The organism is Agriterribacter sp. (genome assembly GCF_035497235.1).
GTDB lineage: Bacteria > Bacteroidota > Bacteroidia > Chitinophagales > Chitinophagaceae > Agriterribacter.
The window spans coordinates 155,972-172,250 of record NZ_DATJEB010000053.1 but is presented as its reverse complement, the minus strand read 5'-3'; the positions used below and the strand labels follow the sequence as shown (position 1 = coordinate 172,250).

Here is a 16,279-nt window from a genome sequence, read left to right as displayed (position 1 = left end):
GAAACTGCCGGCGGCCGCGCCATTAAAGATATACGGGATGAAAAGGAGACATCGCTAACAGAAGCTTAGCCCCGGGATCTGCCGTTCCCCTTTTTCTTATTTACCTTTTTCTGCTGCCCGGGTGCATACGGCTTCGCGGATTTTGAGCCGGTGATCTTTTTTGCCTGCCCGGGAGGCAGTGGTTTTATTTTATATACTTTTTTTGAAGGATGTGACTTTCGGGAACAGCCAATGGAAAATATAGACAGCGATATTAAAACCGCTAAAAAAACACGCAGGTACTTCATAAGGATAATTTTAAACATTGGAGTTGCAAATGTAAACTAATGATAAACGATAAATGGATACATATTATTAGAAACCAAACCCATCTTCACCCGTTTCATAACAACATGCAGTCGAAAAACGATACAACACCGGCTCATCACACAAGTTCCAATGCTCCTGTAATGGGTTGAAATGCATATGCATAAAATAAATTCTTGATTTTAAAGTTATATGCAAGAAAAAGAAGAAAAGCAATGGGCAAACTTTTTATTTGCGCTTTCTTATTGAGCTATTCCTTTACAACTGTGGCGCAGGTTGGGTATATTGAAACCAAAAGTGCATCCGGAAAATATGGTATATGGTGGAGAGATAAGGTGGACTATAAACCGAAAAAATCAAAATGGGTACTGGATCCTGAATATGATTCCATTATGCTTCATTCCTTCGTTGTAAATCCATACACTTCCGGCGTATATCCTCATTTTAGTATCGTGTATAAAAATGGAGCAGCAGGTTTATTCAGAGCAGCAGGCGATGGAAAACATGATTTGCTGCTAAAAACCGACTATGATAAAATTAATTATTCCAGGGGATTCTGCACTTTGCTGAAACAGGGAAAATGGGGCGTTTATAATGGTTTTACCGGAAAACTAATACTGCCGCTGCAATATGACCAGATTGAGCTGGATACTACAGACAAATTCTACACAGAAAATGCGCTTGTAAAAAAATCCGGGAAAACGGGCATGTACAATCTCATATATGATTACTGGGTATTGGAACCTTCGTATGATAGCATTATCAGGCATGACCATATTTACCTGGCATCCATTAATGGTAAAACAGGCGCTTACTATGACAAGTTTGACAACTTCCTGAAATCAAGAAATTCATTTTCGGTTATTCCGCAGGGCATATACCGGAACATCACTATACCCGATCCAAAATCAAACTTTCTGATTGTGGACAGCATGGGGCGGAAAGGCGTTTGGGTGATGAACAGATATGAGAAAAGAAGTTCCATATTGATTGAAGCCGCTTACGACAGTATACAATACAGCTATAACAAAGGCCCTGTTTATACCGTCTACAACAATGGCGGAAAGGGTGAATTTAACAGCACCGGATGGGTTATAAAACCAGATAAAATGGCTTCCTACAAAAGATATAATATTTGGAGTTCACCGGTTACCGTACATTACCTGCCCGGCGTGGGATTTGATATTGTATGGACAGAAAATGAAGCCAATAAAAAGCTGCACATAGCCGATAAAAACAAATACGACTATTTTGATTTGGATGGCGATATATTGCTGGCAAAATCCGGCAAAAAAACTACAGGATATTTTATTACATTTAGCCGCCTGGGCACTTTACAGCAGCTATCTGTTCAGGAAAGCAAATTACTTTTTACCGCCGCCGATAACTATAGTCTTTATCCGGAAACTGGCGAAGCAGCCCTTTATATAAAAGAGCGTACTGTTATTTATGAAAATAATGGCGAGTATGGATGGTGGAGTGTTATTACAAAAGATCAAAAAATAGCATCTGCCATCAGTGGCCCTATGAAGATGAATAAGGTTGAACTGTATTTTAAAGATAAGTTTAAAGCTTTCGGAGCACCGCTTTTGTTAGTAAATGATCTGGGAAGATGGGGCATCATTTCTACCACCAAAGGATGGATCGTACCCGCCTATTACGATATGTATAAACCGGTAAACGACAGTTGCATCTGGTTTCGCGAAAAGTCAAAATCTACCTGGAACCTGTTTAATGCGGCTCATGCGCAGCAATTTACGAATAGCAATTTTGATGAGAAGTTTCACGGCTTAAGCTGGTTTTTGCACAATGGAAAAGAAGCTACGGAATTTGATACCATAATAAGGGTAAGGTCAAAAGATGCGTTTAAAATTAACGGCAACTGGTTTTTTGTAAAAAATAAACGCACGGTACCCACCAACATTTTTGGAAGCGGCGATGAATTGCAAAAAATTTCAAAGGACAACGCGGAGTATATGGTGTTTGAAAAAGCTACCGGCGTAGGCATCAGGCGCAATGGAAAGGAGATCATTGCCCCTTATTTACCGGCCATACAATATGATGGCTCCGGTTTTTTATTTGTTGCCAATGGCAAGCCTGCAAAACTTAATGCAAGCAGTATATCCGATCAGTTCAACCCGGCTGCATTTGCAGTGCATGAACAAAATATTTCCTGCGGCTTATGTAAAGGAAATGGATTTGTATATAAGAATGAAACGGTTACCATTCCTTCCAGCACACGAACCCGGGAGGAGCCTTACCAGGTTGAAGAATCATCTTACGACACCAGGTGGGATCCTTCCACCAATAGTTATAAAGGATACAGAACGGTAAAAACAATAACAAAGTACAAAACAATAACAGAAACAACGCCTCAACGTACAGAAACTGTTTCACAAAAGGTTAATTGCGGCACCTGCAGCGGTGAGGGAAAGGTTAGCGCAGCCGCCGTTTGCAAACTGCAGGGAACAGAATATACCATAAGCAGGTAAGCAAGTCTTCCAATTATTATGTAGTTTAGCCTTTAACAACATAACCATCCAAATCCCCAGCCGCATTACGCATGAAATCAATCATAACTATTTCCAGGTACATTGTTGGTATCCTTTTTATTTTTTCGGGGCTGGTAAAAGCCAATGACCCTTTAGGACTGGCTTATAAAATGCAGGAATTTTTTGAAGTGTGGGCGCAGTCGGGCTGGTTGCCAAACTTCATGCATGCCATGAACGATTACGCGCTGGCTTTCTCGGTTATTATGATCGCATTTGAAATAGTAGCCGGCGTGGCGGTACTGGTGGGCTGGAAGATGCGTTTGTTTAGCTGGCTGTTGCTGATACTGATCATCTTCTTTACTTTTTTAACGGGTTATGCTTACCTGTCGGGCAAATTCAGAAGCTGCGGCTGCTTTGGCGATTGCATTCCAATTACGCCAAAAACATCATTTATAAAAGATATTGTACTGTTGCTGCTGATCCTCTTTATTTTCAGATGGCGCAATACAATAAAACCCGCCTTGCCGGCATTCGGAAGTATATGTATTATCCTCCTGTCTGTGACTTTTAGCATATGGCTGCAATGGTATGTATTAAAGCATCTGCCTGTTGCCGACTGTCTTCCTTTTAAAGAAGGAAATAATATTCCTGAAAAAATGAAGATACCGCCAAACGCCATACCGGATAGCACAGTGATCAGCTTTGTATATGAAAAGGACGGTGCAACGGTTGAATTTACTTCAGATAATTTTCCTGATGATTTTGATGATTCCGTTTATCATTTTATAAAACGATACGACAAGCTGATCCGTAAAGGAAATGCCGAGCCCGCTATCAAGGATTTTGTACTCACTACCCTATCAGGGAACGATACAACAATGCAGGTACTAAGCGATGCCGGTTACAGCGCCTTCCTGTTTGTAAAAGATGACCCGGGCAAAGGAGAATGGATGAAAAATTTTGAATCTTTGTACCCGGTATTGCAACAGCAAAAAATAACCCTGTTCGTTGTTACCAATAACGCGGAGAGCATAAACAGCTATTTCAGCACTGCGCCTGCTGTAACCTTTTTAAAATGTGATGTAGTACCCATAAAAACAGCAGCCCGTACTAACCCCGCTTTGTACCTGCTGCAAAACGGAACGATCAGGAATAAGTGGAGTTATGCCGATTGGGATAATGCCAGGGAAGAAATACAGGCTATAGTGAATTAAATACTATTCATTGATACGATACCTTACCAGTAAAATTTTTTACGCGCTGCTTGTTCTGGCAGGTGTGGTGTGCATCGTATTTTTTTTGTTCCAGGGCTTTGGCGATCCGGCGCGCCTGGTATTAGGACAAACCGGCGACAGCGCCACCATTCAAAACATACGCAAAGAGTTATATCTCGACCAGCCCAAATGGAAGCAGTTTGCATTTTATGTAAAAGATATTTCACCTGTAAGCATCCACTCCGCGCAGGAAATTGAACAAAAGCAACTAAAAGGATTGTTCATTGGCAACGAAAAGTTCAATTTCGCCATAAAGCTGCCTTATCTCCGCCATTCCTATCAAACCAAAAGAGACGTACTGGGCATATTGATGGAAGCCCTGCCCGGTACTTTGCTGCTGGCCGTGGCGGCTATGTTATTTGCCTCCGTTGCAGGCATTGCGCTGGGCGTACTGGCGGCGGTTAAGCAAAATACCTGGATGGATACTTCGGCGGTTTTTACAAGCGTACTGGGCATTTCAGCACCTTCGTTTTTTACGGGCATTCTTATTGCTTATTTTTTTGCAATTGTACTGGGTCCATATACAGGACTTAACCTTACCGGCAGCTATTTTGAATATGATGATTACACCGGCGAAAAGTATATTGTTATCAAAAACCTTATGCTTCCGGCGCTTACTTTGGGTATTCGTCCGTTAGCCATTATTACCCAGCTTACCCGCAGCGCCATGCTGGATGTATTGAACCAGGATTATATACGTACCGCATACGCCAAAGGACTAAGCAAAAGAAAAGTAATATTCAAACACGCCCTGCGCAATGCGCTTAATCCGGTGCTTACGGCTGTTACAGGCTGGTTTGCAGAATTGCTGGCCGGCGCTTTTTTTGTGGAATATATTTTTGGCTGGAAAGGGGTCGGTAAAATAACGGTAGACGCTTTGGATAAACTTGATTTCCCGGTGGTGATGGGCAGTGTGCTGGTAACCGCAACATTATTCGTTCTCATCAATATCCTTTCAGATGTATTATACAGTATTGTTGATCCGAGGGTGAAGACGGGATAAAATGTATTGCCCGGATTTTAACCCGGACAATACACAAAATGCTATAATCTAAATATATCGTTATAAAACAGCGGTATATCTTCATCTTTCGAAAACCCAATGATAACCACTCTTATACTTTTTGCATCATCGTTATTATAAAAACGAATTTGAACAGGCTTAGTTCCATCACGCATTACTGCGGGATTCCAATACAGGGCATCCCGGCTATCTTTTTCTATCCGCTTTACCGCGGCATCTTTATAATCCGGTTCATAAAAAGGCAATACTTTATCATAGCCTGCCAGCACACCGCTATTTAAAGAAGGTGGCTTTTGCGCATTCGAAGCCTGCGTATCGCCCCTGCGGGTATAAATGGCTACCGCGCTACCTCCGCCACCGCCCACGCCTCCTACAAAGCCGCCTTTGATGACCTTAACCATAGCTATATTGCTCACGGGCAAACTGCTGATCATGCCGGGATCAACACGCATTTCATCAAGATATAGCTCTACCCGGCTGCCCCTGATAATGGGAACATAATCGCCTCCCTGCATTTGTACCTGCAAACCCGCTACACGCCCCTGCAACCATTGAAGAATGTTCTGGTACGACATCGCATCCTGGTTCTCATTTACAAAATCAAACACATTTTCATTCATGCTTCTGAACATGCCGGAGCTTAGCTTTTCATTCAGCTTCTCCTTATTGCTTTTGCCCTGGGCTACGATCTTTACTTCTTCCAGCGTTTTAAATTTTTCATCGGCCTTTTTTTGATTATTGCGGTTAATTAAGGCTCTGGCCACATCCGCCTGTATTTTATCATTGGGTGGTCGTTTAACTAATATATATCCGCCGGGCGGCAATGGCTCTTTATAGGGTACCACTTTATTCAGCGATTCAAAGGTTACGGCAACATCCTTTGGCGCTATTTTTTTATTATTAACCTGGTAATATACTTTCAGCGGCTCTTCAAAAATGAGGTTCTTTAAATCAAATGACCCTTTCGCATCGGTGGTTACCTGGTGAATTTGTGTAGTAGAGTCGGCAAAATAGAAAATAAGGTTTACCGTTTCATTAGCCACAATCCCTCCCCCTCCATAAACCGTTCCTTTATAGGAAATATAGGGTTCCGGAGTATAGCGGATCTCCGGAAATTTTCCGTCAATTACCGCGCGCCAGTCAAAGCGTTTCCATTTTTCTGAGATCAGCAGCGCGTCTAATGCCACCGGGTCTGCGTCTGCATCAAAATAACGGGCTGGCGCGTGTATATGGCCGGTAAAATCGGATGTAAGCCATAAACTGGTTAAAATATTATCGTTATCTAAATAGTCATGTACACCTCCATCCATTACCAGCACCGTATATTTAAGATAGTTGGAATCGGCCAGTATATCGAAGCCGTTAACACCACGGGGGGTACTACTCAGGTAAAGCGGCGGAAAAGATGGCCGCCCGGTATTAAGCTGCTGCGGCTGAACAAAGCATACTCTTTCCGCTACCACATTTTCCGATCCGTCAAATACAGTTAAACGCAAAACGCCGTTGATCAGTTTATCGGCCGGGATAGCGCTCGCTATTTCCGGGCTGATTTTATTGATATTGGCTTTATATACCAAAACGTTGTTCATAGTACCAATGATCTTATACCCTTTGGCGCCGGCAGGCATGTTCTTAAACTGCAGGGAATAGAATATGGCCTGGTTAGTGCTGTTTACCTGAAGGCTTACACCCGATGGCTGCGCTGGAGGTAAAGCTATAGTTTGCTTTTTCCCTTTCTTATCCTGCACAATCACCTGGTATTTTTTTTCCTTTTCCGGCAGTATGCTAAAAACAGCCACATTCCGGTCTAAAGCCGTAAAGCTGGCAATTTTTTCTGAAGGCTTGGCCGCATCAATAACATACCCGCTCCAGTTCTCCGGCAATACGCCGGGCGATGAAAGCCGCACGGCAACCTTGCTGCTTAGCCCTTCAATAAAAGTACCACCTTCCGGGAAAGCCGCGGCTGTCCATGCCGCCAGCGAATCGGGGATCAGCTTTTGCGGTGAAGCCGTGTTATACAGCCTGAACGAATGCATATACTGAAAAGCTTCATCAAAATTCAGCATCCACTGCGTGTAGCCTCTAACGTAATAAAGTCCTTCGGGTAAGGAATCCGGAAGCGCGAAGCTGCCCTGACCTTCTCCTTCAAATAGCGGAACCTGCTTTCTGCTGATCAGTGCCTTCTTACTGTTGTACAATTCCAGGGTGAGGTTGGTAGAAATGGCGGAACGGTTATATCCTTCAAACGCAAAGGCGTTAAACCACATATTTTCTCCTGCTACATAGCTCTCTTTATTATATAACAGGTACAATTTCTCCTGGGGATATTTTTCTAACAGCGTTTGCAGCGCCTGCTCCGCTTTATCCTGGGCAAGCAGGTAACCGGCAGAAGACAGTAATAAAAGGCAAAGCAATAATTTACGGGATAGATTTTTATGAAAGCACATACGTATTTTTTGTAAGAAGCGTAATAGCACTGTTTTTGCTGCAATTTAGCCTGGCAGATTGTAAGTACCAGGTTAAATTAAAGATAATACAATGATAATAATGGCCAAAATGGTTTCGGATTTTACATGATACAGCGGAAAAGCAACAAAATGCAAATTTAAAATCCGAAAATAATGGCATTAGCCATACGCCCAAATATCAGAACAACCTGATACCCGATACCTGACACCTGACACCTGATACCCCCTACACTAACCGCTCATTAATGGCTTTACTAATGGCCTCACCCTGGGAACGAACATGGAGCTTATCGTAAATGTGCTTGATATGGGTGCGAACGGTGTCGAGACTGATGAATAAATCGGCAGCAATGAGCTTAAAGCTGTTTCCTTTGGAAAGCAGGTGTAAAATTTCTTTTTCCCTGTTGGTAAGCAGGTAATTGTTAGCCGGAATTTTTATATTTTCCTGCATACGGGAAATAATCATACGCGCAATAGACGGACTCATGGGAGCGCCGCCTTCCAGCACTTCCCTTATAGCATGGATGAGCTTATCGGAAACATATTTTTTAAGCAGGTAGCCATTAGCCCCTGCATACATGGCATCAAATACATGGGTATTATCGTCAAAAACGGTAAGCATAATAATTTGCACAACGGCATTTACCGTCCGTATTTTTTTAACGGCTTCAATACCATTGATGCCAGGCATATCAATATCCATTAATATCACATCGGGATGCCTTTCCTTAATATCGCTGATTACGTTTGAACAATCGGGGTAACTGGCTAAAACGGTGTATTCGCCCGTGAGTGCAAGCAGGCTGCTTAAACTTTCACGAAGCGTGGTATTATCTTCATATATAACAATACTTACGGACATATATGTTTCGAGCACGTACTTTATATTCTTTGGCTATTATTCCTGCACATACAGCTGCAAAAACAATAGCATTACCTTTTTACTAAAATAGGGTTGACTGTAATGCAACTTACTCATCTTTATTATAGCAGCCCATACCCTAATCATGTGATGATCACTTCAAGGGCAATGGTGGTTCCTGTGCCTTTTATGGAATCTATTCTCAAATTGGCGTGCATGCCTGCGGCCCTGCTCTGCATATTTTTTATTCCATTACCCGGGTGTTCCGCTTCAGCATTAAAACCATCGCCATTATCTATAATGGTCATTTTCAACCTGTCATTCTCCTTTTGCAAAATAACGTTCACCTCAGTGGCTTTACTGTACTTAACCGCATTATTCACCGCTTCTTTAAAAACAAGATAAATATCTTTTCGTTGTTCCAGGTTAAGCTGCGTTTTATCGAGTGATCCCTCTTCGTTGAAATAGTAGTTGATACCGGCAGATTCCAGTATTTCCGCTGCAAATTCTTTCATGCGTACTATCACTTTGTCGAAGCTGTCGTTCACCGGGTTAATTGCCCATACAATGTCGCTCATACGCTCCATGATATTACGGGAGTTGTCTTTTATTTTTTGCAGGTAAACTTTTATTTTAGCTTCTCCAAGCCCATCCTGCATAGCCACTTTACTGAGAATATTAATACTGGTAAGGGTTGATCCAATTTCATCATGCAGGTCGCGTGCAATTTTACTGCGCAGTTTATCTTCTGCCATGTATTTGGAAATACGTTCTGCGCAAATAGCCGCAATTTTTTTCAGTAGCCTCAAATGATATTTTTTATAAAAGTGCCGCTGGGGGTGTTCAGAATCTATCACGCCAAAAACCTTTCCATCTATCCACACAGGAACCGTTATTTCCGATAGCCTCCTTTCATCATCCACTATATAACGGGGGTCGGCTGCTGTATTATAAATGATTTCCGCTTTACCGGTTTGCGCAACTGATCCTACAATTCCCTTACCCACCGGTATTTCAATACGATTAATGATTTCTCGGCGCCAGGGATTCTTAGGTCCGAACGCGGCTTTTTGCAGCAACATATCCCGTGCTGTATCCAACTGGTATACCACGCAATCAATAAATCCCATTTTTTCAACACAGTTTTTAGCGGTATCCCAAAAAATGTCTTCTACCGTTTTTTGTCCGTATAAAGAAGTAGCAAAAGCGCTGATTATTTTTTCTTCTTTTAATCTTTGCTGTAACGAATGAATGATCCAGTAAATGACTATCGCGGCCACGAGGAGGATACATCCATACAACCACCAGTTTCCGGTCTTCTCATCAAAATGAGGTGTATCCTTATCCGTAAGCTGGGCTTTTGCATACAAAGCCAGGCACATGCAGGGAAGAACCAGTATAATATTTTTGTTTTTCAAGAGCTGAAAAATAAGGTGGTCCATAAATGTACAGCAAAAGGGGGAGGGATGTAATATAGCATTCACAAAATTTTACAGCGCAATACACTTCTTTACATGAACAGATAATTTATTTTTGCGTATTGCTTACAGATACCGAAACAGATAATACAGGAAAGGAACCTTATGAAAGAGAAGGAGAGCAATCATTTATAGCAGATCACAAAAATACCTTTTTCACTACGGCGCACATACCTAATACATCCTTAAAGAAAAAGAATAAAGGACAAACAGATTACAGGCAAACCAACTTCTTTCCTGTGGCCACTCCCCCTCCCAATTTTTTATAATTTATCCCGCATAATCAATAAAGTTACCAGGCAACCTGCACAAGGGTTGCTCCCCCGCAATTACATTGTCATCATCTAAATACAATAATAATGTTTCATAATAATGCTATAATAAAAGCCGGTATGGTATTTTCTCTCTTCATAACTGCTGCAGTAAGCTATGGACAAGACATACCGGATCATTCCATCAAAAAAATATAGAAGTAATTAATAATCCATTGCAGAAAATAACACAGCTTAAACCAAAGCAGTTTGAATATAATGCCGGTTCACTTAAGCACCTGCAGCTTAAAGCAGGAAAACAATAGGGCTTTATTGCTGAAGATATCCGGGCAGTTTCCCCCACCTGGTAAATGATAAACCAGTATCATACTGGTATCGAAAAAATGTATACCGCAATGCCAATATTAAAACAATAGACGAAACGGGACTGATCCCGTTTTTAGTAGCCTCTATAAAGGAACAGCAGTGCGAAATAGAAAAACTCAGGTCTGATGCGCTGGAGTTAAAAAGACAAATGGCTTTTAAGAATAATTAAAAGCTATGAAAAACCATATGTGTATGTGCAGGCATAAAAGCCGGGATATTTATTTTCTTATAATAAAAATATACACATATTTAAATTAATCAATTTAAAATATATTAAATTATTATTTATTTAAATATATTATATATGCTATTATTCTTATGAATATATGTATTATATCCTGTAAATAGTAGTTTTTAATACTAATTATCTAAAAATTAATATAATTATATAGAACACACAAGAATAAATTAAATTCAATAAATACAAGATTTAAATTAAAAATAATAATATATAAGTTATTTAATGAAATAATATTAATTCATACAGTATATTTGTTGAATATTAATAAATAATTATTATTTTTAATTTAAAATTTTCCTACATGGCTAAGAGAACGCTAAAACAAATTGCACCCTTCCTGGTACTGGCAGCTATAGCATTAGCTGCTATTTTTGTTACCCCTGCTACCGATTTTGCAGATACAGGTGTTTATAGTCCTGCAGATATTGCCTGGGTTATTGTAGCTGCCACGCTTGTTTTTTTAATGACACCCGGACTTGCTTTTTTTTACGGTGGAATGGTACATCGTAAAAATGTGATCTCTACCATGATGAAGAGCGTAGTGGCCGCCGGGGTAGTAAGTGTGTTGTGGGTTTTTGTAGGCTATAGTCTTTGCTTTGGAGAAGATATTGGCGGGTTTATCGGTAACCCTTCTACCCACCTGTTCTTTAAGGATGTAAACTCCGGTGAACCGTGGGTTGGCGCTCCCACTATTCCTAAAACACTGTTTTCCGTATTTCAGTTAATGTTTGCCATTATTACCCCGGGGTTAGTGGTAGGCGCCGTAGCCGAGCGGATACGGTTTACTTCCTATATTCTGTTTATTGCCCTGTTCAGTATACTGGTATATGCGCCTTTGGCACACTGGAGCTGGCATCCTGAAGGATTTTTGTTTAAAATGGGCGCCCTGGATTTCGCGGGTGGTACCGTAGTGCATATTTCCGCAGGCTGTGCGGCATTAGCCGGCGCCCTGGTATTAAAACGCAGAAAAGCACATATTGAGCACAGGGAAATTCCCCCGGCAAATATTCCTTATGTATTGATCGGTACGGGTTTACTGTGGTTTGGCTGGTTTGGATTTAACGCAGGATCCGCTTTAGGTGCTAACGCCCTGGCTGTTTCGGCATTTGCCACTACCAACACTGCCGCCGCAGCCGGTGGGCTGGGCTGGATGTTTTTTGACGTGGTAAGGGGCAAAAAACCTTCTGTGGTAGGGTTTTGTATAGGCGCTGTGGTAGGCCTGGTAGCTATTACGCCTGCCGCGGGTTTCGTGGCCATCCCGCAAAGCATCTTCATTGGTCTTGTTGCCGCTATCATCTCCAATATTGCCATTTACTATAAACAAAAATCATCGCTCGATGATACCCTTGATGTTTTCCCCTGTCATGGTATAGGCGGTATGGCAGGTATGCTTATGACCGGCATATTTGCTACCAAAGCTGTTAATGCCGCCGGTAATGACGGATGGTTCTATGGCAACAGCGCGTTCTTCTTTACCCAGTTAAAAGCAATGGCTATTTCTGCCGGGTATAGTTTTGTTGTGTCCTATGCCATTTTCAAATTCATCAATTTTATATTACCACTTCGGGTAACCGCTGAGGAAGAAGAAATTGGACTGGACGCTTCGCAACATAATGAAAAATACATGCAGGGAACTTTGCTGGTAACCAATAACGGAACCATACACGAGGAAGAAGTAATAGATTAGTTCAATAATAAAATGACAGAAAAGCTTTCAAAAAAAGAAAAGGTACAGTTTTAAGAAAACCTCTGACCAGGTTTAAAACAGTACCCTTTCCATTTAACACTTAAAATCAACTGCAATGTTAAGAAAAATTCTTACACCTGCCATTTTCATGGCCTCATTTTCCCCTGTCTTTTCCCAGGACTCCACCACTAAAAAAGCAGAACTAACCCTTTCGGGATCGGTTGACGGTTATTACCGTTACAATTTTGCCAACGCTAAAGACCAGGGCGCTACAAACAATTATACCAGTTTCACCAATTCACAAAACTCCTTTGAACTGGGTATGGCTTCTATTAAAGCCAATTATAAGACTGGAAAAGTAGCCGCAACTATTGATCTTGGTTTTGGAAGCAGGGCGCAGGAATTTTCCTATGCCGAAACGGGTGCCCTGGCAGCTATAAAGCAGGCCTATATCAGTTACTCTCCTTCCGCCAAAATAAAATTCACAGCAGGTAAATGGGGTACCCATGTGGGTTATGAAGTACTGGATCCGCAGCTTAACCGTAATTATAGCATGAGCTATATGTTTTCCTATGGTCCATTTTCTCATACCGGTGTTAAAGCCGACTTCGGGCTGGGCGATCATTTCGGATTAATGGTAGGCGTAGCCAATCCAACCGATTATATCAGCGCCGGTTTTTCCAAAAAATTTATTCTGGGCCAGTTCAGCGCCAGCTTTGATCAATTCAGCGCTTTTCTGAATTATGTGGGTGGAAAGGATTTTGATAACGCCGCCAATAACCAGCTTGCGCTAACGGCTACTGCAAAGCTGTCGGAAAAGTGTAGCCTTGGATACGATGGAACCGTAAAATTTTATAACCCGAAAGGCGGTAGCTCCAGTTCGTGGTGGGGTTCTGCGGTTTACCTGAATGCTGATCCTGCAGAAAAATTCGGACTAACGCTTCGCGGCGAATATTTCAACGACAAGAAAGGAATAATAACTTATATGGATGAATATGATGATGTTTACCCGCTTTTTGGATCAGGCATTTTCCAAACCACCCTTTCTTTTAACATTAAACCGGTTAACAATTTCATGATCATCCCCGAATTCCGCTTAGACAGCGCGGAGGATCGCATATTCACAAAAAATAACGGGGCAGGCGTTAAAAGTACAGGATCGTTTATACTGGCAGCCATTTTCAGCTTTTGAGGGAGGTTTCAGGTTGCAGGTGCCGGGGATGCAACTTGCGCCCTGTAACTTGTAACATAAATTTTGCATAAACATCAAACAATACGCTATGTATTTTGCAACCTCCATTCGTTATCAGGAACCCTCCTGCAACTTGCAACCTGATTAACGCCTAAACTTTTTTTCTACAGGGCAAGCAATCGTTAAAGCCGTCCATTTCTATGGATGGCTTTTGCTAATCAAAAAAACTCCATTCAGGGAACGGGGAAACCTGAGCCACTCAGATACGATTTAAAAGATTATTGACCAAGACGAATTACAGGTGAGCACAGGCTTGTGTATAAAGCAGAAGGCAAGAAAGGAACAGACCAGAAATACTATATCATTCAATGCCGTTTTCGGATCCAATGTTATGCGTTCACCCTTCATCGTGTCGTTATATAAGCGTCAATAAGTAACCAAGTAATGAACCACCCAAAACTATAAATGCACTATTTATTTTCTTATAGCCAAACGTCAGGATAATACTTAAAACTGCAATTGCAATAGTCCGCCAATCAGTAATTGTGTCTTTGCCCATAGAAAAGCAAACCGAAACAATAATTGCAACCGAAGCTACATTTACAGCATCAAGGAATGCAGAAAATAGTTTTGAGTTTCGCATTTTCTTTACAAGCGGATTAAGCAATGCAACAAATACAAACGATGGCAGAAAAATTGCGATTGTAGAAACGATAGCACCTGTTAGCCCGTTGATTTGATAACCAATAAATGTTACAGATGAAAAAACAGGGCCAGGGGTAAACTGTCCCACCGCTATGGCATCAATTAATTGCTGTCTACTTAAAAGTCCTGCCGAAACTAATGCTGTGTCGAGAAATGCAAATAGTACATAACCGCTACCATAAAGTACTGCCCCAATTTTTAGAAAAATCCAAAAAAGGTTTACGTTAGTTGCCGAAATAAGTGTTGTACTTGCAACTTGTAAAAGGGGAAATGGTAAAAAGCCATTTGTGTTTTTGTTGTTCTTGAATGAAGTCAAAAGCAACGCAATAATACCTGCACCAAACATCAAATAAATTTCATTGAAGCTTAACAAGGAACAAGCCAGTACCAAAACTCCAATGACTACCAACTGTAATGACTTTAAAGATTTTTTAGCTAAAGGATAAACAGCCCCAAGAATTATGGCAATAATTGCAGGTTTAATACCATAAACAAAAGGTTGTACTTCGGGAAGTTGTCCATACAGTTTGTAAAGCCAGGCAAAAATCCCCGTTATTAAAACCGCTGGTAGAATAAAACAAAGCCCTGCAATAATTAAACCTTTCCAACCCGCTTTTTCGTGTCCGACATGAATTGCCATTTCGGTGCTGTTTGGGCCGGGTATTAAATTTGTTGCACCGATTAAGTCAAGGAAATGCTGTTCGGTCAGCCATTTTCTTTTTGTAACTACTTCTTCCTGCATCATTGCAATATGAGCGGCAGGTCCACCAAAACCAATTACTCCAAGTTTTAGAAAAAGGTTTGCTATGTCTTTTAGGTCAGTGTTACTTTTCATTCTTCATAATTCTTTTGTAAAGCAGCCAAAAGCTACCGCCTTCTATTAAAAGAAAAATGCTTCCTAAAACCAATGCACCGCAAACAATTTCAAAACGGTCAACGAAACTTCCTAAAAATCCAGGTGAAGGCAAGCCAATTTTTGCAAATCGTCCTGCTACCGGTGTGTCGGGGAACAAAAGCTTCTGAATACCTTCTGAAAGAAACACAGCACCAACCATTAGTCGAATAAGTATGGTTGTTTTTGAATTGTTTGTATGTAGAAATGTATTGAACATCATTTGCTGATTTTGAAATCCTGATTGCTGAAAGGTTGTGTTTCTGGAATTTTAACAACATTAAATTCAAAGTCGGCAGCACGATGGCAATTGTTACAAGTGTTAGTCAGCAATGTGTAACTACTTTTGAATAGTGCAGCGTTTTTCTGTTGAATAGCATTACTGATACTGTCTAATGCAGGATTTATCATTCCTATCATCCGGCTTTCCTTTCTTTCAGTTTGGTATTTCTGAATGGCTTCAATGGCTTCCATTATTTCATGAACTTCAAAGTCAGCAAGCTTCCAGTTTTCATTTTGTCCTGCAAACCAAAGTTTGGAATGATGTGCTTGTATGCCACTCATAAATTCTCCAAAGCCAGGTTTGTAAGTGTTTGCAAGTTTGCTTTCCAAACTGTCCATGCGATCTTGCAAAATTTTGTTGCCTGTGTGCCGGTTACAAGCAAAAATTGAAATGAACAAGATAATAAATAGGATAAATTTCATTTTTAATTTGTTTGAAGTTTTCTAAAGCTACAAAAAAACAAAATCTTGAATGGTGCCGGCCGGAACCAACTAAGGTCTTTAAGTTCTTTTTTAAGATAGATATTCTCCCAATGTTTTTTCTGTCAAAATTTTCCATTTTATTCTATCGTTTCAGTTTTTGCACGGTTGCTCACAGGGTGACACATCACATTACGATTAATGCCTGCACCCAATAAAAGTATTGAAGCAAATAGCGCTCCGCAAGAAAAACATTACCTGTGCATTATTATCAAAAGTAGTTCGGGCAAGGCAAATAAACCATGCAGAAATTCTGAA

Annotated in this window: 12 protein-coding genes; 6 read left to right on the top strand and 6 right to left on the bottom strand. The window is 40.9% G+C overall.

Features of this window, described 5'->3' with window-relative positions:
* Positions 1-482: 482 nt before the first annotated feature.
* The 3 genes from VL121_RS19760 to VL121_RS19750 all read left to right on the top strand — a co-directional run bounded on the left by VL121_RS19760 (position 483) and on the right by VL121_RS19750 (position 5,075).
* Positions 483-2,798, top strand: a complete 2,316-nt coding sequence (locus tag VL121_RS19760) for a WG repeat-containing protein (protein ID WP_325408337.1) — start codon at positions 483-485, stop codon at positions 2,796-2,798.
* 71 nt (positions 2,799-2,869) lie between these two features.
* Entirely contained in the window at positions 2,870-4,012 is a 1,143-nt protein-coding gene (locus tag VL121_RS19755) for a BT_3928 family protein (RefSeq protein WP_325408336.1), read from the top strand.
* Positions 4,013-4,022: 10 nt separating this feature from the next.
* Positions 4,023-5,075 (top strand): ABC transporter permease, encoded by a 1,053-nt coding sequence (locus tag VL121_RS19750; protein ID WP_325408335.1) that lies wholly within the window; start codon positions 4,023-4,025, stop codon positions 5,073-5,075.
* A gap of 41 nt (positions 5,076-5,116) precedes the next feature.
* On the opposite strand, the gene VL121_RS19745 is transcribed toward VL121_RS19750, so the two are convergent.
* The 3 genes from VL121_RS19745 to VL121_RS19735 all read right to left on the bottom strand — a co-directional run bounded on the left by VL121_RS19745 (position 5,117) and on the right by VL121_RS19735 (position 9,844).
* Positions 5,117-7,543 (bottom strand): hypothetical protein, encoded by a 2,427-nt coding sequence (locus tag VL121_RS19745; protein ID WP_325408334.1) that lies wholly within the window; start codon positions 7,541-7,543, stop codon positions 5,117-5,119.
* A gap of 247 nt (positions 7,544-7,790) precedes the next feature.
* Positions 7,791-8,426 (bottom strand): response regulator transcription factor, encoded by a 636-nt coding sequence (locus VL121_RS19740; protein WP_325408333.1) that lies wholly within the window; start codon positions 8,424-8,426, stop codon positions 7,791-7,793.
* 143 nt (positions 8,427-8,569) lie between these two features.
* The gene (locus VL121_RS19735) at positions 8,570-9,844 is read right to left on the bottom strand and encodes a GAF domain-containing protein (RefSeq protein WP_325408332.1); all 1,275 of its coding nucleotides are present in this window, start codon (positions 9,842-9,844) and stop codon (positions 8,570-8,572) included.
* 122 nt (positions 9,845-9,966) lie between these two features.
* Here VL121_RS19735 and VL121_RS19730 point away from each other — a divergent pair, with 122 nt between their 5' ends.
* From VL121_RS19730 to VL121_RS19720, 3 genes are all read left to right on the top strand, one after another.
* Positions 9,967-10,173: a hypothetical protein gene (locus tag VL121_RS19730; protein WP_325408331.1), complete on the top strand. Its 207-nt coding sequence runs from the start codon at positions 9,967-9,969 to the stop codon at positions 10,171-10,173.
* A 911-nt stretch (positions 10,174-11,084) separates the two neighbouring features.
* Positions 11,085-12,470, top strand: a complete 1,386-nt coding sequence (locus VL121_RS19725) for an ammonium transporter (RefSeq protein WP_325408330.1) — start codon at positions 11,085-11,087, stop codon at positions 12,468-12,470.
* Between the two features lie 115 nt (positions 12,471-12,585).
* On the top strand, positions 12,586-13,662 hold the full coding sequence (locus VL121_RS19720) for an outer membrane beta-barrel protein (protein WP_325408329.1): 1,077 nt from the start codon (positions 12,586-12,588) through the stop codon (positions 13,660-13,662).
* A 415-nt stretch (positions 13,663-14,077) separates the two neighbouring features.
* Here the strand turns inward: VL121_RS19720 and chrA are convergent, their stop codons facing one another.
* The 3 genes from chrA to VL121_RS19705 are packed head-to-tail and all read right to left on the bottom strand — an operon-like array spanning position 14,078 to position 15,964.
* A complete protein-coding gene (gene chrA, locus VL121_RS19715; RefSeq protein ID WP_325408328.1) occupies positions 14,078-15,202 on the bottom strand; it encodes a chromate efflux transporter in 1,125 nt (374 codons plus the stop codon).
* The gene (locus VL121_RS19710; protein WP_325408327.1) at positions 15,192-15,482 is read right to left on the bottom strand and encodes a DoxX family protein; all 291 of its coding nucleotides are present in this window, start codon (positions 15,480-15,482) and stop codon (positions 15,192-15,194) included. The genes chrA and VL121_RS19710 overlap by 11 nt, the downstream gene beginning before the upstream one ends.
* On the bottom strand, positions 15,479-15,964 hold the full coding sequence (locus VL121_RS19705) for a hypothetical protein (RefSeq protein ID WP_325408326.1): 486 nt from the start codon (positions 15,962-15,964) through the stop codon (positions 15,479-15,481). Before VL121_RS19705 ends, VL121_RS19710 begins: the two co-directional genes overlap by 4 nt.
* Positions 15,965-16,279: the final 315 nt, after the last annotated feature.

Bases quoted from the DNA above. Each gene is read 5' to 3' on its own strand.
- VL121_RS19755 (WP_325408336.1), top strand. From the start codon at position 2,870: ATGAAATCAATCATAACTATTTCCAGGTACATTGTTGGTATCCTTTTT.
- VL121_RS19745 (WP_325408334.1), bottom strand. From the start codon at position 7,543: ATGTGCTTTCATAAAAATCTATCCCGTAAATTATTGCTTTGCCTTTTA.
- VL121_RS19740 (WP_325408333.1), bottom strand. From the start codon at position 8,426: ATGTCCGTAAGTATTGTTATATATGAAGATAATACCACGCTTCGTGAA.
- VL121_RS19725 (WP_325408330.1), top strand. From the start codon at position 11,085: ATGGCTAAGAGAACGCTAAAACAAATTGCACCCTTCCTGGTACTGGCA.
- VL121_RS19720 (WP_325408329.1), top strand. From the start codon at position 12,586: ATGTTAAGAAAAATTCTTACACCTGCCATTTTCATGGCCTCATTTTCC.
- chrA (WP_325408328.1), bottom strand. From the start codon at position 15,202: ATGAAAAGTAACACTGACCTAAAAGACATAGCAAACCTTTTTCTAAAA.
- VL121_RS19710 (WP_325408327.1), bottom strand. From the start codon at position 15,482: ATGATGTTCAATACATTTCTACATACAAACAATTCAAAAACAACCATA.
- VL121_RS19705 (WP_325408326.1), bottom strand. From the start codon at position 15,964: ATGAAATTTATCCTATTTATTATCTTGTTCATTTCAATTTTTGCTTGT.